This is a genomic window from Yoonia sp. SDW83-1 (genome assembly GCF_046762885.1).
Lineage (GTDB): Bacteria > Pseudomonadota > Alphaproteobacteria > Rhodobacterales > Rhodobacteraceae > Yoonia.
This window is the reverse complement of sequence record NZ_JBKQXO010000012.1, coordinates 58,593-81,953: the sequence shown is the minus strand read 5'-3', so window position 1 is coordinate 81,953 and position 23,361 is coordinate 58,593. Positions and strand designations below refer to the sequence as shown.

Here is a 23,361-nt window from a genome sequence, read left to right as displayed (position 1 = left end):
CTTCAAGATCAATTCGTCAAAGTTGGAATCATCGTTTCCGCAAAGATACCTTTCGGAAACTATATATGCATGAGACTTGACCTCTTGTAATGTACTTTGCAACAGACTTGCTCCTCTTCACTGAACCTCAGGCGCAAAATAGATCGCCGTAGTTCTAAATTATGGTTAACCCCAACTTGAAATCTCTCGTATTGGCTAACTTTGACGATTCTATTGCCAATTCTGTTCCAAAATATGGTGAGTTCGTGTTTGAATGTGTCACAACAGATCCAGCAACCCGTCAACACTTAGGTTTTACCTCCCGACAGCCGTTTTGAGACTGTTCTCATCCGGATGCCCCATAACTCCAAGGCCGCAAGTTCACATTGCGCCAAGTGGCCGCACTTTGTGACCTCCACGAGCTCGGTTGGTCACTTCAAGCCGAGTCGACGTCGCAGCCTTTCAAGCGCATCCTGGGACTGCGCCTGCGTCAAGAAGCGAAGAAGTACATGAATGTCGTTGTTCATTTGATCGTTACTCGGCATGTAGCTCTGTCCTTTAATGGCCATATTTGGAAACCCGCGAGCACATATCTTCAGATCAAAATGGTTAAGAGGCTCTTAACACCGGCGCAATCAGCAAGCACATGACCGCGTTCATAAGATATCAGGACACTGTAGAAGCCAAAAGCGTCAGTGACGAACAGCTATTTCAGCGTCATCAAGGCCTTTGATCTAACCACATCTCCGCGGATTACTGTGAGCTAAGTTACGTCGAAACCTGTCAAAGGATTGAGGATTGACTCACTGCAGTCAGCGAGCTCGTCAATTTTTGCTTTCTGTTAGGGTAAAGATGTCACGCTATCTAGCGTCAACGACAAAGGATGCGCTGTATGACGAACTTCTACCCAATCTCCGTTGGATCAACGCAAAACACTCCCCGCCTGGGCATTGGGGTGATGGACTATGAGGAAAACACCCTGGAGTTGGATGACGTCGCCAGCCATTTTCTAGGGCTACCGAACGGGGTCCCAATCACAAGATGCAAGCTTCGCGACGTGTTGCACCCCGACGATGCCAAAAAACTGACGGAATGGTCAGCAGCAACCTCATCCGCAGGGCAACCGCAGACGATTGCGACGAATCTCAGGGTCCAACAAAGGCATGGTGGATATCGCCTGATCCACCTTCGGGAAGCTACTGATCTGCCGATCTACCCCTATATGGCCGAGCGTCAACTGGGCATATTCGCAATTACTGACTTGGCTGAGAATGCAGAAGACCATCAGACGCTCCAGTTGATCCTGAATGAACAAAATCATCGCATCAGTAACTTCCTGACGGTCATTGGTGTGATTGCCAAAAGGCTCTGTCAAACGCGTCAGGACCAGGAGTTTTGTGCTAGGTTCTTGGAAAAAATCAAAAGTCTCTCACTCAGCGCAGAGAGGTTGTCACAACGTCATACATCAATGATGTCCTTGAGAGATCTCATCGACGCTCAACTCACCGCATTCAAATGCAATGACAGATATGACATCGCGATCTCAGGGCCGGCCATTTTTGTCCGCGATGGCGCGATAAGACCGCTGTCGATGGCATTTTATGAGTTGGCATCAAACGCCGCGAAGTATGGCGGGCTCTCTAATTCTTCAGGATCCATCGAAGTCAGTTGGGAGTGGATTGGTTGCTCTGCTGATCAGTTGGCCATTTGTTGGCACGAAACCTCAGGAGCACCAATACCAGCGCCGAAAAAGGAAGGGTTCGGTTTCCACATTCTCAAGAAGTCACTGCCGCTTAGTCTGGGAGGTGAAGTAGACATCAGCTTCCAAGAGGAGGCGCTCACCTTTCAGTTTTATTGTCCATCGCATCACATGGGTCTCGACGATCCACAGCCTGTAAATCGAGGATAGTACACAACTCTATCGGGCTTTGCTTGCGTCACGATGCAACTCCTTTGGAGAAATGAGGCTACTGCGATGCTTGGCAAGCTGAGGAAGTTGACGGCTGGCAAGGGCACGATGGGCCTTAATGAATGATGCTAGCGTGAGTGAAGTCAAAAGGCTGGAGACCTTACCTTTTTTCGTTAGAGAGCTCACTACCGGGATAGGATAACGGATCCTATCCTTTCGTAAATCTTGTGATTTGGCCCATAGTTACTCACACGCCAGAGATAAGCATTTCTGTTAAGACCGAGGGGCAAGGTCTAACCTGTCTCTTTGGACAGGAATCACAGATTCCTGCATTGGCTAAAACTGTAAGTTTGTTAGTTAACGCTTCGAATGGCCGCATGCAGCGATTCAATACGAGTAAGGACATAGACCCTCCGCACGATCTTCGGCCAGGAAATGGGCCGTCATTCGTTTGAGATAACGAATGCGTAGAACGTGTCGGGTACTTTGGATGGTAAGAATGAACAGAGTCGTGGAAATACTAGCCTCAAGCTTGACCAATGACGAGGCCTGCAATTTGCGAGCAATGGCCATTAGGCCCAATGAGATAAGTGCTTGCGGAGTACAATCGCTCATCGATCTGAGACTGGTCGAACGTAGCGCACCAGACGGCTTGCCTTGTGTGGCCCCACTTGGCGTTCAAGTGCTCGCAAATGTATTTTCGAGGTAGATTACGAAGGCGCTAAGTGTTCCCAGTATCGCTTGCGCCCTCAAATTGCCAATTATGTTTAGTCGTCGAGGAAGACGAAGCGACAATCTCGCCCGCTGTCATGGGTGACAATCCGTGCTGCGCAGTAACTCGGAATGGCCCATAACACCGCCCTAATCATTGACACTCGCTCTGTGCAGCTCCCCACATAGCGCCTCAATTTGCGGTCGGCCTGCTCTCACAGTGGAAGAAAAGGACGTTGATAGAGAAGCCGCTTCAAGTCTTTGCGGCGACATACCCCATAGCAGCGGGTCGTGCTCCCGATCAACGGCTGGCTGGTGACCAATGCCTTAATGAACTCCGCCCCCGATGCTGAGCTGTGCCCGCCATTGAATTGCGTCACGGCGCAAGGGACGACAGCCACCATAGCCCACACGCGAGCCTCAATCGATTCACCTCTCGGGCGTATTATCAATGAACAGGAGGGTACAAATGCCGAACCGGGCAACCTATCTACATGGCGGACGTTATTTGGAGTAGTTCAAAACCTCAGATGAATTGGATTGACGCGAAGTCATCCGATTTTCAGTGAATGCCAAGTCGACTTATTAACCATTCGTTAACCATTCTTAAGAAGTCTTGACACAAGGCGTTGCGAAATAGCAGTCGATTTGTTTTGCCAAAGCAATCGTGAGTCAGTAATCGCCCTGGCTGGATCACCGATCGAACTCCCTGCAGGCGAGGGTTTATCGACGTCGTATATGCCTGCCGGAGTACTCACCAAGTGCAGATACTGCTGATTGAAGACGATCCGACGATGTCCAAGAGCATTGAACAGATTCTGGCTCGAGCGAACGCGCAAGTCTGTTCGGCAGACACGGGACAAACCGGAATCAAACTCGCAAGATCAAAAGAGTATAACTTGATCATGTTGGACCTACACCTGCCAGATATGTCTGGCCGCGAGGTTCTCAAGAATTTACGGAGTAATTCTGTCGAAACCCCCATTCTCGTCCTCTCGGGTGATGACACGAGGGAGAGCAAGCTGGCAAGTTTCGGCCTCGGCGCAGATGATTATTTGACCAAACCATTCCACCGTGAAGAGCTAATAGCGCGCATTTTCGCGATCATGCGGCGGGTCCGCAACAAGATGCAACCAACGATCAGAATCGACCAAGTTGTCGTCAACCTTGATACTGAGATTGTGAAGGTCGATGGTACACCCTTGAAGATGACGCACAAGGAGTATCAGGTCCTCGAACTCCTGTGTCTACGCCGGGGCAGGACCGTTACAAAGGAAATGTTCTTGAACCATCTTTATGCCGGAATAGACGAACCGAATGTCAAGGCAATTAACGTTTTCGTCTGTAAGTTGCGTCGGAGACTGTCGGACGCAACAAATGGAACAAACTACATCAAGACGATTTGGGGGCAGGGTTATATGTTGCGTGGGATAGACCACTAGCGACTGTATCTTCAGTCAATGCTATGAGACCATTTGTGGCGTAATTTGACGAGAGTTTTTACGATTGTTACGAGCCTTCTGGCGACGGTTGGCTGCGCGCCGCAAACACTGAAGGAATGGGTCAAGAAGGTCGAGATTGATGCAGGCCAGCGAGGCGGCATCACGACCGAACAGGCCTAGAAGATGAAGGCGCCTGAACGCGAGGTTCGCGAGCTGAAGCAGGCCAATGAGGTCCTTCGCAAGGCGTCCGCATATTTTGCCCAGGCGGAGCTTGACCTCCCACTGAAACGATGAACCAGTTCATAGAAGATCACTGTGCTGATTATGGGGTCGAGACAATCGCCGCCCAACATCTTTCATACCGACCTGCGCCATCCAATACCATCCGCACAGCGCGTTCGCGCACTTGTGGTGAAAACTTGTTCGTTATCTTTGTCATGATGCTCCATCCTTCTCACGAGTTGGAGCCTCCGGAAAACCCTGCGCGGTTCACATCGCTATAGTAACTGCCGTCTCCCTGCATCTTCTACTTCTTGATACCAGTTGCCATGCGAGCAATCAGCCACGACCTGATTACGACCGCGTCTCTTTGCGTCGTATAACAACTCATCGGCTCGCTTCAGGACCGCTGAACCATCCAACGTAGTGGATGATGCGCGCGCCAAGCCAATGCTGGCCGTTACAGATACTTGTCGGCTACCTAATGGTATGATGGTTGCCTGAATGCTTTTCAGCAGTCGATCACAGGCCAGTTTGGCATCTGACAGGTCAGTCTCCGGTAGTACAACTGCAAACTCCTCTCCGCCTAGACGGCCCAGGTAGTCAACTGTGCGAAACTCATTGATCATTGTAGCGGAGACTGCACGAAGAACCTTGTCGCCAGCATCGTGACCATAGCAGTCGTTGACCTGCTTGAAGTGATCAATGTCGATCATGCCGACGCTAACGGGGTGTTTGTATCGTCGAGATCGCGCGAACTCGGTTTCCAAGGTCTTGAGAAATGGTCTGCGGTTCGGGAGTTCAGTCAAGAAGTCCGTGTTCGCTTCAATTTGGAGCAACTCATAAGCTGTTGTGAGTTCACGAATACTTAGCATGTTAACGAGTTTTCCATGGTCCAGTACCGGCATATGCCGTATCGCATTCGCATGCATCAGACGCAGGACCGCGGTAATCTCATCATTCGGCCCGCAAGTGATGACTGAACGCGTCATTACTTCAGCAACAGGAGCTTCGACCGCAGCCGCGTCGTATTTCGCGACGACCTGTATCAAATCGCGCTCAGAAACGATGCCTTTCAACTGACCCTTCAAGTCAGTGACGACCAAGGCACCAATCCGGTGCTTCAAGAGTTTCTGCGCTGCCGTGCGCAATGGAGCGTCAGGACGGATACATTCCGGGTGCTTCGACTCTTTCTCAACGAGTAATCTCTCTATTTGCATGGTGTAGGTCTCTTTTGGCAGCAATATCTGCAGCCTACAAATGAGTTATGAAAACATCCTGAATAAGAGGGCAGCCGAGGGGTTCGCACACCTTCACATGGTATGGCCGCCCTTGGGTCAGCTTCTGTGACAGCTTGATCAGGCCGACCGGGCCAGATCGAACTCACCCTCCGATGACGCGGGCGAATAGACACTCGTTCGGCGCTGGCTGTGGCGGAATCGGGCGACGAGGCTCTGCATTTCATCGGCCTTCTGCTGCAAGACCTGGGAAGAATTTGCGCTTTCGTCCACCATGGCGGCGGTCTCCTGCGTCAACTTGTCGAGCATCAGAATGCCGCTGTTGATTTCAGACAGGTCAGTGACCTGCTCTTCCGCACCATTTGCAATGTCGCGGTTATGCTCCGAAACCTCGCTCACGCTGTCCAGAACCTGTTCAATCGCCGTGCCCATATCGGCGACCAGCTTGACACCATGGGTGATGTTCTTGTTGGAGTTGACAATAAGATCGCGGATTTGCGCAGCACTTTCCGAGGATCTTTGCGCAAGTGCGAGCACCTCAGATGCCACCACGGCAAAACCGCGCCCCGCCTCGCCGGCACGTGCGGCTTCGACCCCCGCATTCAGCGCCAGGAGGTTGGTTTGGAACGCGATATCATCCATCAACTGAACGATTTGCCCGATCTGGTCCGAAGAATCCTCAATTGTCTTCATCGTAACAACGGCATGGGATCGCACATCCTCTCCGTGCTTGGCCTGATCCCGTGCGGTGTCAATCGCCCGCACAATACCCCGCGCGCCGCTAGCGGTGGAATTTACACTCGCGCTAATCTCATTCATCGCCGCTGCGGTTGTTGAAGTGTCGCGGCCTGGTTTTCCGTGCGGCGCGACAGGTTACCCGCCACAAGCGCGTAAGTCCTGGCTTCAGGGTTACCGGCAAAACCTCTCCGGACCCATGTGTCTGTGGTGTGGGCTGCGCTGACATAACATGGAGAAGTTAGGCAATTGGAGGCGCACCGGGAAAAATCTGCCTAATAAACGCAAATTGTTGTACAAACGTTGTACGAAAGCTTTTTTCTTACTTAAGGCATTGTTTTATCTATAATAACGAATCTCATCGCCCGCTCCAATTCGACAACAAAAAGGCCGACCCCTGTGGTCGGCCTTTTGTTTTGGGCGATGTGATCGCTGGCATTTCCTCTGATCGCCAAATGCAAAACGCCGCCCGGCGTCTCTGCGGGGCGACGCTTGTTTGCAAAGCATTGTCAGATTTATCGCCTACTGCAGTTCCAACGCCGCGTGATCGGTCTCTTGCGGCAAATCATGGGCGGGTGCCGGCAGATCCGAGAAATAGCGGACCGGTTTGTACTCCTGCATCTCTGCAGGGAACGGCATGTCACCGAATACCGCAGCAGTCTGCGCGAATGCAGGCAGTTCCATGAATGGCATGTCGTCAAACACGACACGCGACTTATAAACCGGCATTTCCGCCGGGAACGGCATGTCGTTCACAAATGATGGTGTAGGTTGCTGGGTCTGCATGCTTTCGGCAGATGCCATCGATCCAAATGCACAAATTGCCGCAACAACGGTCATGTTAATCAATTTCGCCACTGTAGTCTCCTTACCAGATAATGCGGTTGGACCGGCCTTGGGCGACCGGGCCAACACTCGTTAACAGGGCGAATTTGACGAAAACTTTGGAAGAAATTGAGGCATGGCATCGGTCAAATCATGACTGATGCAGCATCCGGAACAAAACGGTTTGCCCCATGGCAATTGTTCCCGGGCTCGGCGGATTTTCGCCGGTCACCCATGGCTTCTGGACCTATCAGACTGCTGATCTGGCCTCAGTAATACTACTGAAGCGTGCAATATGGACGACAGATTTAGCGTCTGGCGTGCCCAAGGTCGCGAAATGTGGCAGGTCTGCCTTGTCTGCCATGGCTGGATCGAGAATCTCTTCCTCTTCCGGCAGTTCTTCGGCGAGGGCGGGATGACTTTGCGCGACATCGCTGTAAAGCGGAATGTCAGGGCCGCCAATGGCAGCTGCATCATCGGTGATCAGAACAATCTCATCGACCAGGTCATCTTCCCAATCGGCCAGTTCATCCTCGATATCCGGGTCGGGACCCAGTGTCGCCTCCGCCAGGTCGGCAGCTGTCAACCGACCGACCCGTGCCTCTGCCTGGGCAAAATCCTCGATTGACGACAGGGCCAGTTGCGCCAGAATCCCGGGCGCGACCGATATGCCTGCCAGCGCATAAAGCGACGGGATCAGTTCATACAGCTCATCGGTGTCTTCGCCCGGCCGGTCCGTCATCAGGATCGCACTGATATAGGGATGCCGCCGTTCGGCAGACAGCGCCAGCGCATGGGTTAACCGCCCGCCGACCCGTTCATCCATCACCAGCAGATCAACCGGTTCAATCCGTAACAGCGCCTGTGCGATATGCCTGCTTTCTACGCAAGCCACCTGAAACCCCTTGTCCAACAGCGCTTTGGCACAGCCGGCGGCAGCTTCGGCATCATCCCGCATGATCAGCGCTTTCATCGGATTCTCCTGATTTGTGGCAGCGTTGGCGGTGACCATAGGCAACCAACCCTTAAATATTTCTGAAAAACCGTCACAAATCTTGGCCCTTGCCCCGGATGCCCCTATAGAGCGACCGACGACAAGAGGAACGCAAATATGCGGACAGCAACGATCACACGCAAAACGGCCGAAACTGACATCACGGTCACCATCGATCTGGACGGCACCGGTGCCTATGACAACCAGACCGGCGTTGGCTTTTTCGACCACATGCTGGACCAGTTGTCGCGCCACGCGCTGATCGACATGACCATCCGCGCCAAGGGCGATCTGCATATCGACGATCACCACACGGTCGAGGATGTGGGGATCGCGCTGGGTCAGGCGCTAACCCAGGCCCTAGGCGACAAACGCGGTATCCGCCGCTACGGGTCGTGCCATCTGGCGATGGATGACGCGCAGATCCGCTGCGCGCTTGATCTGTCCGCGCGGCCTTATCTGATCTGCAATCTCGACCTGCCCTTCGGCAAGATCGGGACCTTCGACACCGAACTGGTGCGCGAATTCTTCCAGGCGCTTAGCACCCATGGCGGCATCACGCTGCATATCGACAAACTGCACGGCTTCAACGCCCACCACATCGCCGAGGCCGCGTTCAAATCCGTCGCCCGCGCCCTGCGCGAAGCGGTGGAGGTTGATCCGCGCAAGGCCGACGCGATCCCGTCGACCAAGGGCAGCCTATGACAACCGCGCTGATCGATTACGACAGCGGCAATCTGCATTCGGCGCAAAAGGCGTTCGAACGGATGGCGCGCGAGGTCGATGCCGGTGACATCGTCGTCACCGCCGACCCCGATGTGGTCGCCCGCGCCGACCGGCTCGTGCTGCCCGGCGACGGGGCGTTTCCCCATTGCCGGGCCGAACTTTTCGCGCGCACCGGTCTGGCCGACGCAATCATCGACGCGGTGACAAACCGGGCGCGGCCCTTCTTTGGCATCTGTGTGGGCATGCAGATGCTGGCGACCACCGGGCACGAATACCAAGAAACCCCTGGTTTCGGCTGGATCACCGGCGATATCCGCCGGATCAAACCTGCCGATCCGGCGCTCAAGGTGCCCCATATGGGTTGGAACGACCTGGTGATCGACCACCCCCATCCGGTGCTGGACGGGACCAACACCGGCGATCACGCCTATTTCGTGCATTCCTACGCGATGGACGTGGCCAACCCCGCCGAACGGCTGGCCCATGTGGATTACGCGGGCGACATCACGGCCATCGTGGGGCGCGACACCATCATCGGCACGCAATTCCACCCCGAAAAAAGCCAGGCGGCGGGCCTGCGGATGATCGGCAATTTCTTGCGGTGGGCGCCCTGACTACCAGCCCTTTGTTATTGCATAACAAATCCTGATTTTCGACGGTCTGCATCGCGTCGGACTTGCGTCGGCAAAACGTCGGACCCCATCGGACAGGTGCGATAGGTTTTGTTAAGCTCTATCCTGCGCACAGAATGATAAACAAAAGGCGACCCCGCCGGTCGCAAAAACAAAGAGCAGGATATCCCAATGATCACACGCCGCCACATGATCCTTTGCAGCGCCGCCGCCCTTGCCGGGTGCAGCCGCCGGTCTGAACCCGAAGTGCGCCGGGCCGACATCCCGCTTTACCCCAACGAAACGCCCGAGCTGCGGCGGCTGATCAACAAATACGCCGCCGTGCATGATATCCCCGTCACCCTGCTGCACCGGGTGATCATCCGTGAAAGCACCCACAACCCCGCCGCCCGCAACGGGCCCTACTATGGTCTGATGCAGATCCTGCCCGAAACGGCCCGCACCATGGGCTATCGCGGATCACCCGAAGGGTTGCTGGATGCGGAAACCAACCTGATCTACGCAGGCCGCTATCTGCGCGGCGCCTGGCTGATCTCAGACGGAGACGAGGCGACAGCGGTCAACTGGTACGCGCGCGGGTACTACTACGAAGCAAAACGGCGCGGCATGCTGGTGGAAACCGGCCTGCGACCGGCCGGGTGAGAGCTGCCTGAACATCGGACGAATATGGTCTTAACGGCGTCGACTGACAGTGGCTGCACGACAACGCGGTATGTGTCAGCTGTGAGCCCAGTACGACGGATGCTGCGAGTTGAACGAAGGTCCGAACTTGAGCATCGGAGGAATGACACCGATGCAGAAACTAAAAGCAGCTTAGGAAGTTTGATCCCATGGTTTGATGGTGCGATCCTTTCTTCTTTTGTTTCTGTGGGACTTTCAGCCCTTCGCGTCGCCAGATACGCTCAACCCGCTTGTGGTTCACATGCCAGCCCGCGTTGTTCAGCAAGCCGGTCACCATCCGATATCCGTAGCGCCCGTACTGATCGGCCAGCTCGATGATGTCATCGGTCAGACGCTGCTCATCGGCCCGGCCCTGTGGCACTTTGCGTTGCGTGGACCGGTGCTGGCCGAGCGCGCGGCAAGCGCGGCGTTCTGATACACCGAGTTCCTGCCGTACATGATCGATGCACTTGCGACGACGCGAAAGGCTTAGAAGTTTCCCTTCGCTGCTTCGCTCAAAATGAGTTTGTCCAAAGTCAGATCAGACACCGCACGCCGAAGCCGCTGGTTTTCCTTCTCGAGTTCCTTCAGCCGAGCGAGTTGTGACCGCTGCATACCCCCATAGAGCTTACGCCACCGATAGAATGTCTGCTGCGTCACGCCGATCTGGCGCACGGCCTCCGCGATCGTCGCGCCTTGTCCTTGCAGAACTTCAACCTGCCGAAGCTTCGATACTATCTCTTCGGGTTTCTCTCGTTTTCCAGCCATCGCTGATCCTCCAATTTGCGGGACAATCTATCCCAGTTGGTGGACCACTTTCAGGGGGCTACTCCAGCGGGAGCTTCGACAACACTAGACCGCAATGCAAGGGTCAATACTTCGGTAAAGGGGTCTTCTGAGTCAAAGCATTTTCCGAAAGCAGACCTTCTCAAGTCGTCTCGCAAGGGCTACTTTGTCCCGCAAAGAAGTCATTGCGTCACGACTGCCCCAAGACTGGGCCAAGTTCGCTCCGGGTGCGTCATTTATTGGCTTCAGTGGATCCACGCCAATCATTCACAACATTCCACGACAGTTACCGCCCCTCTGCGCGGGCATAGGTGTCGGTAAGATAGGCGATGATCTGGCCAAGCTCCCCGTCATCGGCAGTCAGGCCGTTCCCGACCATGCGTGTCACCAATACACGTACGTCATCGGCGCTGTTGAATGTGGATTGTTCCACCAGCGTGGGCGCGTGGCATTGCGCGCATTTCGCCTCGAACACCTGCCTGGCCGCGTCCGGGTCGTAATCAGGGGCCCTTGTCGCAGACAGGCGCAGTGCCTCTTGACTGGCGCGCGCCTCGACCGTCAGGGCGCGCTGTTCGGTCGCGACCTCGCGCAGGGTCGGAGAAATAGCGATCAGATAGGCGGTCACGCTCCACTGCTCACTTTCGCTGATCGGGTTGAGCGTGGTCGACCGGGTCGCCATCCGCGCGACGGTGCTGCGCCAGGCCTCTGGCGTGCGCGGGCGGACAAGGATCGTGCGCAGATCATGGCATTGCGTGCATTTGCGGGTCAGCACATCGCGCCCTTCGGCCAGCCCCGCCGAGGAGGCCAGCACACGCAGGCCCGCCGCATCGTCAAACCCGATCTGGGGCAGGAACTGAACCACCCGGTCAATCCGGTCTTGCGCGAAGTTCTGGCCGTCCTGTGCAGTGGCCCGCAAATAAGCCTCGCGCGCGGCATAGGGCAAGGCCAGACCGGTCAGCAATAATGTGCAGATCAGCAGCGATGTCCCCAGAAGCGGGGCGAGGGTAGATTCCATATGTTTGAAGAACCGGACCACCATGATCTTGACGATCAGGATCGCCCCCACCGCAAGCCCGAGCGTCAGGTGCAGCACCGTCCGGGCGGGCAATTCGATCTGGTAGGACCACAGGCGCGGCACCATATCCCACATCAGGATGATGTAGATCGCAACAAAGACATAACCGAACAGCCGGTGCAGGGTCATCAGGGATCGCGGGGCCGCGCTTTGGTGTTTTTCCTTGTCGAAGGGAAATTTCCACAAATAGAACATCAAGAAAGTCAGGAACAATGCGAGCAGCAAAAATGCGCCCCCGAAGATGGCATTGATGGACGCGCCCATGGGATCTCCTGTTCATGGCTATTGGGGGGCAAGCGTCCTTGCAACGCCCCTGCCCCGTCAAGGCGGCAATCGTTTGAAAAAGCGTGGTAATTTGTGGTTTGGGTGCTGTTTTACCGGTGGCACCCGGTGCAGGTCTGTCCCCAACCTGCACCAAGCACCCTGCAAGCGCCGTTGCATGTGACAGGCTTGGTCACATGGTGAGTGGTGGCGTGGCGGCGTTGCCCACGACTGCCCTGAGGAGGCGTTCGGTGAGCCCAATGTGGCAAACCCTTGGCAGCAATATGAGGCACGCGAAGGTTAACAATCTGTTACAGATGATCTAATGCCTTAATTCAGAATGTAATTTTGGGTTACCGCTATCACTGACGCACCGCCATGGCGTCGGCCAATTCCTCGTAAGCCGTAATGAATTCTGCCGCCAGGGGCGATTCCCGGCACAATCTCGGTACCGTGACCCGGGCGAAATGATCCGCCGAAATCCCCGGCCAGTTGGCATCCTGCCGTTCGATCACCGCCACGGCGGCCTCGGTGCGGCCCAGCCGCTGCAGCAACATCGCGTGGCGCATAAAGGTATAGGGAAATTCAAAAATCAGTGCCGACCGCCGCTCGATATTCAGCGCGATCTCGTAGTCGCCGCGATGGGCGTGCAGCCATGCAATCCAGCTGAGCGTCAGCCAACGAATGGGATTGTCGCCGGCCAGACGGTCATCAAATTCAATGGCCTGCTGCAGCACGTTGCCGGGCGGCACCCGGCAGGTATAGGGGATGACCAGTTCCAGAAAACGGGCCAGATCGTGACCGGGGTCCAGTTCCAGCACCCGCTGCATCAGCAGATGCGACTCTGCGATATTGCCCGAATGCCATTTCGATTGCGCCACGGCGAACACGACCTCTGGATCAAGTGCAGCCAGTTCCAACGCCCGGCGTGCATGCATTTCGGCTGCAGCGCGCTGTTCGGGTGTATCCGCAGGCCCGTAAACATTAGCCAGAAACGCCAGCTTGTCGGCCAGAACCGCATGGGCGGCCCCAAAATCCGGGTCCTTTTCCAGCGCAAGGCGGGCCAGTGCGATCCGCTCCTGCTCCCAAGCGATGGAATTCATGGCCCGCCCGGGCACCCAGGTGGCCATGATGAACAATTGTTCTGGTGTCAGTGTCTGCGGATCGCGTCCTTCGAGTGCTGCGCGCGACGCCCCGAACGCGCGTTGTCGCACTTCATTGCCCAGCACCGCCATCACCCGGTCTTCGAATTCCGGGCCGTCTTCGAACACGTGCGACCGCGCCCAGACCACCCGGTTGGTGGCGGCATTGATCAGTTCCGTATCGACCCGGTAATGCGAGGCATCCACTGCGCGTACCAGTCCGCGCAGTTCAAAATCCGGTGCCAGCCCTGTATCCGACGGATCATCCGGTGACAGGATCGTCAGCGATTGGTTGCGCACCAATCCGCCGCGCAAGGCCGCACCAATCCGTGCAGCGGCATCTGCATCCCCCTCGATTGGCCGGAGTTCGATCTTGACGTGGTTGTCTGTCGGTATCTCATCGCGCGGTCCGTGCAGATAGAGCCACACCCCCATCACCAACCCCCAGGACACCAGCGCCACAAGCGCCACGACCCGGCCGCCCCTGCGCTTGACCCGGCGTGGGGCATCGGTCGACGTGTCGCGCAGGATCAATTCCGGGCGGTAGGTTCCAACGGGGATATCGACAACCAATTGCGTATCAGCGAATTTGCTATCCTCGAACGTGGCAAGGGCGCTGCGCAATCGCCCGATTTCTACCCGGACGATACTGTCGATCGACGGGTCGAAATCGTCTGGTTTGTCGAAAACATCCAGACCGATGGAATAGGCCTTGAGGTTTTCGCCTTCCCCGTTCGCCTCTGCCGTGACCAAGTATTCCAGCAGGCGCATCCGGCGCTTGCTGCGGCCCAGAACGCGGGAGTCGGCCACACGCTCAAGATATGCGGCCACAGTATCTTCTGGCATACCGGATGTCATCGCTGCGCCACGCCGCAACCCCCACGTTTTTCAGGTATACCAACAGGTTACATGACCAATTCGGATCGATCAACCAAGAGTTGCCCTTACGTCAACTTTGCTTTGCGAAAGGTTGCGTTGAACGCGATTGAAACCCGTTCTTCGTCGGTTTCATTGGGATAGACCCAGTGAACCAGATAGGACGGGAACATCACGATCTCGCCGACATGGGGTCTGATCCGGCGCTTGGGGCGGAACGCCTTGGCCCGCAGGATGCGCCAGTTGGGTAGGTCCGACCGGGGATCGAGAAACTCGATCATGCCCGATGTGCCCTCTTCTACCGCTGGTTGCGAGACGTAGTAGACCCCGGACCAATGCGCGCCCGGATGGGTATGCGGCGCGTTGAACCCGCCAGGCGGGTTCATGTTCATCCAGCCTGATATCTTGAGCCGCAATGTGGCCGGATCCACTTTGGCTGATACACGGCGTGTCGCTTCGTAAACGGATGCCTCGGCAGCGGCATAAAGGGTGCGGACACAATCGGCGTCCCAGTCAAAGATATTGCCTGCCGAATGCCAGCCGCCCCGGTTTGACTTGTTCACGCCTTCGCTCGCCTCGCGCTGGCGCGCGCCTTCTTCCAGCAAGGCGGCATCAAGGGCCGCGTGATCAGTCACCTGAAACCGCAGCAGCGGTGTGCCGAACAATGTTTCTTTGCTTGTGTCGTCAAAGCGCATGGCAGCCTCTTACAAATCCCGATGAAAATCCGTGACCAGCGATGATACCACCGCCTGCAGCGCCTCGTGCGGGGTTGCCCCGCGGGCGAGCGCCGCGTCATGTGTCGCACGCTGGCGGTCCGCACTGGTGCCCTCGGTGACGATGGCCCGCGCGGCTTCAACCTCGGCCACGCAATCCAGCGCCTCGGCATCCTCGGCGATCAGGTCGAGGATTTCGTCGACCACCTGTTCAAAGGAAATCAGCGCCTTGCGGCCAAAATCGATCTGCCCTTCGGACACGCCATAGCGTTGCGCGCGCCAGCGGTTTTCGCTGATCATGAAATTGTCGATCACGCGCCAGCCGTCGCCGTCCTTGATTTTGCGCCAGATCATCCGTGTCAGGCACTGCGTCAAGGCGGCCAGGGTCAGCGTGACCTCCATGCGCGGGACCACATCGCAAATGCGCGACTCAATTGTCGGGAACTTGGAGGATGGACGCAAATCCCACCAGATTTTCGAACTGTCCTCGATCAGGCCCAGCGACACCAGGGTGTCCACCGATGACGAAAACGCCGCCCAGTCGGTCATCTCGGGCGGCAGGCCGGTACGCGGCAGATTATCGAACACGGTCAGGCGATAGGAATTCATACCAGTGTCGTCGCCTTGCCAGAACGGCGATGACGTGGACAAGGCATGCAGATGCGGCAGGAAGTATTTCAGCTGGTTGACCAGTTTGATGCGCATATCCTCGTCCGGAATGCCCACATGCACATGCATCCCGCAGATCAGCATGCGCCGGGCCACACCGGCCAGATCACGGCGCAGTTGGTCATAGCGTTCCTTAGGCGTGTGGTGCTGGTCCTTCCAGTCGGCAAAGGGATGGCAGGACGCGGCAATCGGGGCGAGCCCGAATGCGTTCGCGTGATGGGCGACGGTTTTGCGCAGATGACGCAAATCCTCGCGGGCTTCGGCGATGGTGGCACAGACGCCCGTGCCGATCTCGATCTGGCATTCCAGGAATTCGGGGCTGACCTTGCCTTCCAGATCCGCCTTGCAGGCGGCCATCAGATCGTCGGGGGCGGCAGCCAGGGCCAGCGTTTCCTGATCGACCAAAAGGTACTCTTCTTCGATACCGATGGTGAACGGGGGATCATCCTGTGCCATATCGCGCCTTTTGGTTGGGTACTGGCAGGAAACCAGCATTCGGGCCACCGCGCAAGACAGGGGTTACGATCCCTGCCCCACCACAAGCCGCTGACCGCGCACCAGAAACCGCCCCTCGACGGTGAACCACACAGGATCACCAGACAGCGGATTTGCATTCTCGGCCGCCGGGCGCTGCACGTGAAGATGCAGATGAGGTTCGGCCGAATTACCCGAATTGCCGACACGGCCCAGCATCTGCCCCACGCTGACCTGATCGCCGGTGGCGACAGCCACGCTGCCCGTTGTCATATGCGCCAAAAGCACCACCAACCCATCACATTCCAGCAGCACATGGTTGCCCGCCATCACCGTCCGGTCCATCTCAGGGACCGGATTGTCGGGGCGACCGTCCAACGCTTGCGCCACCTCCCCTGTGCAGGGTGACACCACCGGCGTACCGGTGATCAGATACCTGTCAGCCGCAACCGGCGCGATCCCGTCCGTCCGCAATCCCCACCGGTCAATGGCGATGATGTCCACGCCATAGCTTTGGCCGCGACTGTCGGCAAAACGGGGGGCCAGCGTCATCAGGTGATTGTTGATTGCAGGCGCCGTGCCGCCCGACATGACAATATAGCGGCCGGGGCCTAGTGGCATGGCAAGATCAATCGCAACGTCGGGCATGACCCGGCCGACCACTGGCGGGATGATCACCCAAGTGATCCCCGACAGGGCCATGACCGCCATCGCCGCTTCGGTTACGCGCCAGATCATCCGGCGGGAATGGGTGCGCGGCCATCGCCAAATCACGAGCAGGGCGTGCAGCCCTGCCAGCGCCCAAGGGGTCCACCATGGCGGAAACAGCCAAAGCCCCACCAAAGCCAGATAAACCAGCACAAGCCCGATTGCGCAGCCGCGCAGCAGCAATCCGACCCGACTGGCAGAAGGTATCAGCACATTCAGCACGATCAGACCCAGCGGCAGGACAAGCTGCAGCAAAACCAACGGGGCAATAAGATCGTTCATTCGGACCTCCCTTGCCGGGGCAACGCCATAATCTGACCCGACCGAGCGTGTCGGTCATTGCGCCAGATCAATCCTTTGGGCGTCCTGCGCCAATTTTACCCATGCCGGACCCTGCATCCTTTATTGCCCCTTTACGTTCAACCGACTAGAACCGGCCCAAACCGGGTGCCGCCCGTGAATCGGTACGCGGACACGAGTAGCCAACACGAGGAGAGCCAAAATGGCAGATGCAGCCATCCACGGCGACGCACACGAAGACGACCGGGGGTTCTTTACCCGGTGGTTTATGTCCACAAACCACAAAGATATCGGTATCTTGTACCTTTGGACGGCAGGTGTGCTGGGATTCATCTCGGTCGCCTTTACCGTCTATATGCGGCTCGAACTCATGGAACCGGGCGTGCAATACATGTGCACCGAAGGGTTCATGGCCGATCCGTGTACGCCAAACGGCCATCTGTGGAACGTGCTGATCACCTATCATGGTGTGCTGATGATGTTCTTCGTGGTCATTCCGGCGCTGTTCGGGGGCTTTGGTAACTACTTCATGCCGCTGCAGATTGGTGCGCCTGATATGGCATTTCCGCGTCTGAACAACCTGTCCTACTGGATGTTCGTGGCCGGGGCATCGCTAGGTGTGGCCTCCATGCTGTCACCGGGCGGCAATGGTCAGCTTGGGTCCGGTGTGGGCTGGGTGCTTTATCCGCCGCTTTCCACCTCTGAAGGCGGAATGTCGATGGACCTTGCGATCTTTGCTGTGCACCTGTCAGGTGCCTCCTCGATCTTGGGTGCGATCAACATGATCACGACCTTCCTGAACATGCGGGCCCCCGGCATGACACTGCACAAGGTGCCGCTCTTTGCCTGGTCGATCTTTGTGACCGCATGGCTGATCCTTCTGGCCCTGCCTGTACTGGCCGGTGCCATCACCATGCTGCTGACAGACCGGAACTTTGGCACGACCTTCTTCCAGCCCGAAGGTGGGGGTGACCCGATCCTTTATCAGCATATCCTGTGGTTCTTTGGTCACCCGGAAGTCTACATCATCATTATCCCGGGATTTGGCATCATTAGCCACGTGATCGCCACGTTCAGCCGCAAACCAATCTTTGGCTACCTGCCGATGGTCTATGCGATGGTGGCGATCGGTGTTCTGGGCTTCGTCGTCTGGGCGCACCACATGTACACGGTGGGGATGTCGCTGACACAGCAGTCCTATTTCATGCTGGCAACGATGGTCATCGCGGTGCCCACAGGGGTCAAGATCTTCTCGTGGATCGCGACCATGTGGGGCGGGTCCGTGGAATTCAAAACACCCATGCTCTGGGCGTTCGGCTTCCTGTTCCTGTTCACCGTGGGCGGTGTGACCGGCATCGTGCTGTCGCAGGCTGGCGTTGACCGGGTCTATCACGACACCTATTATGTGGTCGCACACTTCCACTATGTGATGTCGCTGGGTGCGGTCTTTGCCATCTTCGCGGGGATCTATTTCTACCTGCCCAAGATGTCAGGCAAGATGTACCCCGAATGGGCCGGTAAGCTGCATTTCTGGGCAATGTTCATCGGCGCCAACCTGACCTTCTTCCCCCAGCACTTCCTGGGCCGTCAGGGCATGCCGCGCCGCTACATCGACTACCCCGAGGCGTTCGCCTACTGGAACTACATCTCAAGCTGGGGGGCGTTCCTGTCCTTCGCCTCGTTCCTGTTCTTCATCGGGGTGCTGTTCTACACGCTGCTGAAAGGCAAGGTCGTGACCGAAAACAACCCGTGGAACGAATATGCCGACACGCTGGAATGGACACTGCCATCGCCACCGCCAGAGCATACGTTCGAAACCCTGCCCAAGCAGGAAGACTGGGACAAAAGCCCGGCACACTAACCCCAAAGAAAGGCCCCCTTGCGGGGCCTTTTTTATGTGGACGACTGTCTGATGAGGCTGGCTAAACGGCAAATGCAAAACCGATCTTGCAATGGCCGGTTTGAGTCCAAAATGACAGATGCTGCGTCTTATATGAACGACTGCTCACGATAAGCGACTAACAACGGGCCGCATGGATCGCAGCGACTCTATCCCAACAAACCGGTTAGAGCTATTTGCTTCAAATTTTTGACAGAACATGATAACGTATTCTGATATTTGATAGCATTGGATGGTCACTATTATGGAGAACTTTCCATTTCAACGAGTTAAAACCTATCCGTCTTTCGTCGTGAAATTTACCGTCGGCGCGCTTGTTGCTGTATTGCTGACATCATGCACAGAGATGGCCGGCCCGGCAGAGTCAGCGGGTGTCGAGATCGCTACCCGTAACACAGTCTTCGGCAGAACAGTCTCCGGTGCTGGTTGCGGTGTTGGAGTATCACGAGCGGTTGCTCTACCGGAATTCGTTGATATGCCGGATGCCTACGCCGGCAATATTAATGACCAGACCACGGATGATATGAAGTCCTGGGCAGAAAGAATTATGCAACTGTCTTCACGTGCTCGTGTTTCTGAGAATGACGCGTTGCTTTTAAAAACTGAACTACTTCGCGCCGCCGGATCAAATGCGATGCAATGGCCGTCTAACTGGAGCCAAGGAGAAGACCGACCCCCGAGTGTAATCTATCATACGATGGAAACGCTGTACCCAGCTGTCATAGGGTATGCCCAAAACAAAGATATTTTTTCACTACAAGAGCAAGAAATCTTTGAAAACTGGTCTGGCGAAATCGTTAGCCGGGTAGGTCGAACCGAAAAAATCCGTCAATGGCAACTTGACAACAAGAAGTATCAGTATGGCGCCTTGCTGGCTGCTCAGTCCTTGGTCACCAGTGACAGGCGCGGGTTCTCGCAATCCCGAAGAATCTACGAGACAGCGATGAGGGGCATGCGGAGTGACGGGTCGTTACCCGGCGACACTGGGCGTGGTGGAAATGCGCTGCATTACTCCAACTTGGCACTAGCAAATCTGGTGGCGATTGCTGAGCTGAACTTTGCAACCGGCACCGATTTGTATGGTTCGCCCGATGACCCCCGCAGCATTCATCACGCCATCAAATTCTTAGCTCAAGCTACTTCAAATCCCTCTTTGGTTGCTGGATATGCTGACACCCCGGGCTGGGAAGATGGATCTTTCATTGGATACTCACCGACAAGGCAAGACCGTCGCTGGGCTGATCGTTCAAGTTCCGGTTGGGGATATTACTATCTTGCGCGCTACCAAAACACAGACGCTGGCAGGCAATTGCTTGCTGCTTCACCGTTTCTTCGCCTTGGACGTTCGGGCGTGCACCAACAATCCGGAGGTAATGCAAGGTGTAATGTTGGCTAGGACCATCCGCCTTTGAAGCGGGCACAATTACCGGTGGTTCAGTTGCTGGCCGAGGAATTTTCGCTCAGGATGGAAATACAAAGGGGATCGGAAAACATGAGCCAGCGAAACAAAATGGTTGTGAGCGGTGCTCAGGCATTAGTTGTAGTTTTGCTCACAATTTCAATCTTGGGCTGCGAATCTACATTGCCAACAAATTCTTCATCTCAGCAAATTAACTACTCTACTCCAAAATACAGAAACGCCAACTTCGAATGGCGACTTGATGGTGCTGCAGATCCCGGGTCAATCGTTCGGTTAGCTAGCGACTTCGAATTCAGACCGAGCGTCAACAAGAGTGAAACCAGTGTTTTTGCTCAGAGGTCAGAAATATCGAGTTCTACTTTTTCCGCTACTAATCCTGTGACCTACCGCTTTGAAGCTGATGTGTCCATGACAACGCAGATATCTAAAGATGTGGTCATCTTCCAACTTTACGCTTCAACGCCCGGGTGCGCCCCACCGATGTCCTTGCGCTGGCGCAGCGACAACACCCTCTCGTTTGACGGCGATTTTGCGAGAAGATCGGGGAGTGATGGTTGCGTCGAGAATGTTGATTTGAAGTCCGCGATGTACACTGGGCCGAGGCTTTCGCGAACTGGAAACGAATTCAGACTGGCCGTGGAAGCCTCCTTTGATGGAAATGGGGATTTCGTCACCGAGGTATACATTGACGAAACTCTTGTCATGACTGGAAGCTATGTAACGCCGGAAGGCGATACATTTGACCGGCGAACCAGTTTCTACATGAAACATGGTGCAAATTCGCCCGAATTTTGGCCTTTTGTTATGCTGTCAAAGAATCCAACCGTGCTGCGTCGGACACGCTGATCCGTCTCCGGGAATCAAAAGCAGACGTCTAGAACGCTCTGGCAGATGACGGCAAAGTCCGCCAAGCAGACATGGACAGAAAGAAGCAATCTTGAACCAGCTTCTGGTTTGAGCCCAAAAGTGCTGAGGGCGTCGCCCGATCTGGAGGGCGTTCGCAAGGTGTCTAATTGGCGGGACATGCTTACCTGGTTGAACGCCGAGCTGTTTGTGACGCTGCAAAATCGCACTCATGGGGGAGGTCGGGCGATGTCCGGTGGTGCCCACCGGCTGAAGCATCCGAAATGCAGGTGCGGGACGTTCAGGCGTCGGTTTGGTCCGCACCGCTGACCCACACGATTTCGCACAGCACGGACCGCACCCTTTCAGCTTTTCAGGCGGTTGCGCACATCTTTTGATGTCTCCAAACAGAAATGCGACGTGATGCTGCTGACCTGCGGCAATTGTCCCAGCTTATGCGCGTGAAAATCCTTGTATTCCGCCAGATCACCAACCTCGACCCGCAGCAGATATTCGACATTCCCCGCGATGTTGTGGCATTCCAGAACCTGTGGCGCACGGTCCATCGCATTTTCAAAGGCGCGGGCGTCCTTATGAAGCTGTTGCGCCAGACCGACGGTCACAAACACCGTAATCCGGGGTGCAATCGCCGATCGATTGATGATTGCACGGTACCCCGCAATCACCCCTGTCCGCTCCAATTCCTGCACACGGCGCAGACAGGCCGACGGCGACAGGCCAACCTTCTCAGCCAACGCGATATTGGTGAGTCGGCCCTCGCTTTCGAGAACCAACAATATTTTTTCACTCGCAGGGTCAATATCGGACATTTATTGTGAAGCTTTACTCTATTGCACTGAACGAGCAACATCTTTGCCGCCATTTCCGACCATAATCACCAAAACTAGCTTGGCAATAGGAAGGGATACGCAATGCAGGCGCTTGAACACTACGACATCTCGGAAGATCGCGGCTTTCTTTGCCAGTTCAACGCCGATGAGGTCACGCTGACCGGCGACCTTGCCGCCGTACGCAAGGTCGCCCGATCCCTGCCCCAGCTTCTGCCCACGGGGCGGATCCGCGCCCTCTTGCGCGCGCGCCTGCCGCAGCCCGACATGCCCCACATCATCGCAACCGCGACCACCGAGGAACTGCGTCTGGCGATGGTCCACTATTCCTTCATGGTGCAGGCCTATGTCTGGGGCGAAGCGACACCACCCGAAGTCCTGCCGCGCTGCCTCTCTGTCCCGATAGCCGCCCTCGCAGACCATTTGGGCCAGTTGCCACTGCTGCCTTACAGCGCCTATGTGCTCGACAATTGGGCCGAAGTCGAACGCGGTAAGGGTATCATGCTCGACAATATCCAGATGCTGCAGCACTTTCTGGCCGGACAGGACGAGGCATGGTTCGTCCTGATCCATGTGGCAATCGAAGCCCGCGCAGGCGGTGCCCTCAGCCGGATGCCCGCTGTGGTCGATGCGGTCAATACTCATGATACCGCGGCGGTTCACAGATTGCTAACCGAAATGGCCGCAGTTTGGGCCGCCATCAACGCGATCTTCGACCGGATGCCCGAACGCTGCGATCCGTACATCTATTTTGCGCGGGTCCGGCCCTATATCCACGGCTGGAAAGACAACCCTGCCCTGCCCCACGGGATCATCTACGAAGATGTCCCGCAATACGGCACCAAGGGGCAGGCGTTTCGCGGCCAGACCGGCTCGCAATCCTCCATTGTCCCCGCCATGGATGCGCTTTTGGGCGTCGGACATGCGCATGACCCGATGAAGGCCTATCTGGACGAACTTCACGTCTACCGTCCGCCCGCGCATCGCCGTTTCATCGAAGACCTGCGCCGCGAAAGCACCTTGCGCGGGTTTATTGAGACCAGCGAGATGCCCGACCTGGTCATGGCCTACAATTCCAACATTCAGGCTGTCGCCGATTTTCGGTCGCGCCATCTGGAATACGCGGCCTCCTACATCAACAAACAGAACAGCGCGGCAACCGGCAACGATGTTGAGGTCGGCACCGGCGGCACGCCATTCATGCGCTATCTGAAAAAGCACCGGGACGAGACACGGCAGCGGCTCTTGCCGGTGACTGCCAAGCAGATCGCCTGAT

Annotated in this window: 20 protein-coding genes, 1 pseudogene and 1 other annotated feature; of the genes and pseudogenes, 10 read left to right on the top strand and 11 right to left on the bottom strand. The window is 56.2% G+C overall.

Annotated elements, in window-relative coordinates; all coding sequences use genetic code 11:
* Positions 1-871 precede the first annotated feature (871 nt).
* From ACFWW4_RS15945 to ACFWW4_RS15935, 3 genes are all read left to right on the top strand, one after another.
* A complete protein-coding gene (locus ACFWW4_RS15945) occupies positions 872-1,888 on the top strand; it encodes an HWE histidine kinase domain-containing protein (RefSeq protein ID WP_411891769.1) in 1,017 nt (338 codons plus the stop codon).
* A gap of 1,472 nt (positions 1,889-3,360) precedes the next feature.
* Positions 3,361-4,041, top strand: coding sequence for a response regulator transcription factor (locus tag ACFWW4_RS15940; RefSeq protein ID WP_411891768.1), 681 nt, complete (start codon positions 3,361-3,363; stop codon positions 4,039-4,041).
* 45 nt (positions 4,042-4,086) lie between these two features.
* On the top strand, positions 4,087-4,221 hold the full coding sequence (locus ACFWW4_RS15935; protein WP_411891767.1) for a hypothetical protein: 135 nt from the start codon (positions 4,087-4,089) through the stop codon (positions 4,219-4,221).
* Positions 4,222-4,289: 68 nt separating this feature from the next.
* Positions 4,290-4,415: a sequence feature (AL1L pseudoknot), on the top strand.
* 123 nt (positions 4,416-4,538) lie between these two features.
* Here the strand turns inward: ACFWW4_RS15935 and ACFWW4_RS15930 are convergent.
* From ACFWW4_RS15930 to ACFWW4_RS15915, 4 genes are all read right to left on the bottom strand, one after another.
* Entirely contained in the window at positions 4,539-5,504 is a 966-nt protein-coding gene (locus tag ACFWW4_RS15930) for a diguanylate cyclase (protein ID WP_411891766.1), read from the bottom strand.
* Positions 5,505-5,618: 114 nt separating this feature from the next.
* The gene (locus tag ACFWW4_RS15925; protein ID WP_411891765.1) at positions 5,619-6,317 is read right to left on the bottom strand and encodes a methyl-accepting chemotaxis protein; all 699 of its coding nucleotides are present in this window, start codon (positions 6,315-6,317) and stop codon (positions 5,619-5,621) included.
* A gap of 438 nt (positions 6,318-6,755) precedes the next feature.
* A complete protein-coding gene (locus ACFWW4_RS15920) occupies positions 6,756-7,091 on the bottom strand; it encodes a hypothetical protein (RefSeq protein ID WP_411891764.1) in 336 nt (111 codons plus the stop codon).
* Positions 7,092-7,308: 217 nt separating this feature from the next.
* Positions 7,309-8,031, bottom strand: coding sequence for an imidazoleglycerol-phosphate dehydratase (locus ACFWW4_RS15915; RefSeq protein WP_411891763.1), 723 nt, complete (start codon positions 8,029-8,031; stop codon positions 7,309-7,311).
* Positions 8,032-8,169: 138 nt separating this feature from the next.
* Between ACFWW4_RS15915 and hisB the strand changes: the two genes are divergently transcribed.
* The 3 genes from hisB to ACFWW4_RS15900 all read left to right on the top strand — a co-directional run bounded on the left by hisB (position 8,170) and on the right by ACFWW4_RS15900 (position 10,052).
* Entirely contained in the window at positions 8,170-8,757 is a 588-nt protein-coding gene (gene hisB / locus ACFWW4_RS15910; RefSeq protein WP_411891762.1) for an imidazoleglycerol-phosphate dehydratase HisB, read from the top strand.
* Complete coding sequence (hisH, locus tag ACFWW4_RS15905; RefSeq protein WP_411891761.1) at positions 8,754-9,392, top strand: imidazole glycerol phosphate synthase subunit HisH; 639 nt, start codon at positions 8,754-8,756, stop codon at positions 9,390-9,392. The genes hisB and hisH overlap by 4 nt, the downstream gene beginning before the upstream one ends.
* A 189-nt stretch (positions 9,393-9,581) precedes the next feature.
* The gene (locus tag ACFWW4_RS15900) at positions 9,582-10,052 is read left to right on the top strand and encodes a transglycosylase SLT domain-containing protein (RefSeq protein WP_411891760.1); all 471 of its coding nucleotides are present in this window, start codon (positions 9,582-9,584) and stop codon (positions 10,050-10,052) included.
* A gap of 205 nt (positions 10,053-10,257) precedes the next feature.
* On the opposite strand, the pseudogene ACFWW4_RS15895 reads toward ACFWW4_RS15900, so the two are convergent.
* The 6 genes and pseudogenes from ACFWW4_RS15895 to ACFWW4_RS15870 all read right to left on the bottom strand — a co-directional run.
* A pseudogene (locus ACFWW4_RS15895) lies at positions 10,258-10,838 on the bottom strand (IS3 family transposase); the annotation flags it as partial.
* A 304-nt stretch (positions 10,839-11,142) separates the two neighbouring features.
* A complete protein-coding gene (locus tag ACFWW4_RS15890; protein ID WP_411891759.1) occupies positions 11,143-12,195 on the bottom strand; it encodes a hypothetical protein in 1,053 nt (350 codons plus the stop codon).
* Positions 12,196-12,554: 359 nt separating this feature from the next.
* Positions 12,555-14,180, bottom strand: coding sequence for a hypothetical protein (locus ACFWW4_RS15885; RefSeq protein WP_411891758.1), 1,626 nt, complete (start codon positions 14,178-14,180; stop codon positions 12,555-12,557).
* A gap of 98 nt (positions 14,181-14,278) precedes the next feature.
* Complete coding sequence (locus ACFWW4_RS15880) at positions 14,279-14,905, bottom strand: TIGR02466 family protein (protein WP_411891757.1); 627 nt, start codon at positions 14,903-14,905, stop codon at positions 14,279-14,281.
* A 9-nt stretch (positions 14,906-14,914) separates the two neighbouring features.
* The gene (locus tag ACFWW4_RS15875) at positions 14,915-16,048 is read right to left on the bottom strand and encodes a carboxylate-amine ligase (RefSeq protein ID WP_411891756.1); all 1,134 of its coding nucleotides are present in this window, start codon (positions 16,046-16,048) and stop codon (positions 14,915-14,917) included.
* A 63-nt stretch (positions 16,049-16,111) separates the two neighbouring features.
* Positions 16,112-17,056: a M23 family metallopeptidase gene (locus ACFWW4_RS15870; RefSeq protein WP_411891755.1), complete on the bottom strand. Its 945-nt coding sequence runs from the start codon at positions 17,054-17,056 to the stop codon at positions 16,112-16,114.
* A 220-nt stretch (positions 17,057-17,276) separates the two neighbouring features.
* On the opposite strand from ACFWW4_RS15870, the gene ctaD reads away from it, so the two are divergent.
* The 3 genes from ctaD to ACFWW4_RS15855 all read left to right on the top strand — a co-directional run bounded on the left by ctaD (position 17,277) and on the right by ACFWW4_RS15855 (position 21,240).
* On the top strand, positions 17,277-18,935 hold the full coding sequence (gene ctaD / locus ACFWW4_RS15865) for a cytochrome c oxidase subunit I (RefSeq protein WP_411891754.1): 1,659 nt from the start codon (positions 17,277-17,279) through the stop codon (positions 18,933-18,935).
* A 271-nt stretch (positions 18,936-19,206) separates the two neighbouring features.
* On the top strand, positions 19,207-20,370 hold the full coding sequence (locus ACFWW4_RS15860) for an alginate lyase family protein (RefSeq protein ID WP_411891753.1): 1,164 nt from the start codon (positions 19,207-19,209) through the stop codon (positions 20,368-20,370).
* Positions 20,371-20,382: 12 nt separating this feature from the next.
* Positions 20,383-21,240, top strand: coding sequence for a hypothetical protein (locus ACFWW4_RS15855; RefSeq protein WP_411891752.1), 858 nt, complete (start codon positions 20,383-20,385; stop codon positions 21,238-21,240).
* Positions 21,241-21,602: 362 nt separating this feature from the next.
* Here the strand turns inward: ACFWW4_RS15855 and ACFWW4_RS15850 are convergent, their stop codons facing one another.
* Positions 21,603-22,067, bottom strand: a complete 465-nt coding sequence (locus ACFWW4_RS15850; protein ID WP_411891751.1) for an Lrp/AsnC family transcriptional regulator — start codon at positions 22,065-22,067, stop codon at positions 21,603-21,605.
* Positions 22,068-22,169: 102 nt separating this feature from the next.
* Here ACFWW4_RS15850 and ACFWW4_RS15845 point away from each other — a divergent pair, with 102 nt between their 5' ends.
* The gene (locus ACFWW4_RS15845) at positions 22,170-23,360 is read left to right on the top strand and encodes a hypothetical protein (protein WP_411891750.1); all 1,191 of its coding nucleotides are present in this window, start codon (positions 22,170-22,172) and stop codon (positions 23,358-23,360) included.
* The last annotated feature ends 1 nt before the right edge of the window (position 23,361 follow it).

Bases quoted from the DNA above. Each gene is read 5' to 3' on its own strand.
- ACFWW4_RS15870 (WP_411891755.1), bottom strand. From the start codon at position 17,056: ATGAACGATCTTATTGCCCCGTTGGTTTTGCTGCAGCTTGTCCTGCCG.
- ACFWW4_RS15850 (WP_411891751.1), bottom strand. From the start codon at position 22,067: ATGTCCGATATTGACCCTGCGAGTGAAAAAATATTGTTGGTTCTCGAA.
- hisB (WP_411891762.1), top strand. From the start codon at position 8,170: ATGCGGACAGCAACGATCACACGCAAAACGGCCGAAACTGACATCACG.
- ACFWW4_RS15860 (WP_411891753.1), top strand. From the start codon at position 19,207: ATGGTCACTATTATGGAGAACTTTCCATTTCAACGAGTTAAAACCTAT.
- ACFWW4_RS15880 (WP_411891757.1), bottom strand. From the start codon at position 14,905: ATGCGCTTTGACGACACAAGCAAAGAAACATTGTTCGGCACACCGCTG.
- ACFWW4_RS15845 (WP_411891750.1), top strand. From the start codon at position 22,170: ATGCAGGCGCTTGAACACTACGACATCTCGGAAGATCGCGGCTTTCTT.
- hisH (WP_411891761.1), top strand. From the start codon at position 8,754: ATGACAACCGCGCTGATCGATTACGACAGCGGCAATCTGCATTCGGCG.
- ACFWW4_RS15925 (WP_411891765.1), bottom strand. From the start codon at position 6,317: ATGAATGAGATTAGCGCGAGTGTAAATTCCACCGCTAGCGGCGCGCGG.
- ACFWW4_RS15945 (WP_411891769.1), top strand. From the start codon at position 872: ATGACGAACTTCTACCCAATCTCCGTTGGATCAACGCAAAACACTCCC.
- ACFWW4_RS15885 (WP_411891758.1), bottom strand. From the start codon at position 14,180: ATGCCAGAAGATACTGTGGCCGCATATCTTGAGCGTGTGGCCGACTCC.
- ACFWW4_RS15900 (WP_411891760.1), top strand. From the start codon at position 9,582: ATGATCACACGCCGCCACATGATCCTTTGCAGCGCCGCCGCCCTTGCC.
- ACFWW4_RS15890 (WP_411891759.1), bottom strand. From the start codon at position 12,195: ATGGGCGCGTCCATCAATGCCATCTTCGGGGGCGCATTTTTGCTGCTC.
- ctaD (WP_411891754.1), top strand. From the start codon at position 17,277: ATGGCAGATGCAGCCATCCACGGCGACGCACACGAAGACGACCGGGGG.
- ACFWW4_RS15915 (WP_411891763.1), bottom strand. From the start codon at position 8,031: ATGAAAGCGCTGATCATGCGGGATGATGCCGAAGCTGCCGCCGGCTGT.
- ACFWW4_RS15875 (WP_411891756.1), bottom strand. From the start codon at position 16,048: ATGGCACAGGATGATCCCCCGTTCACCATCGGTATCGAAGAAGAGTAC.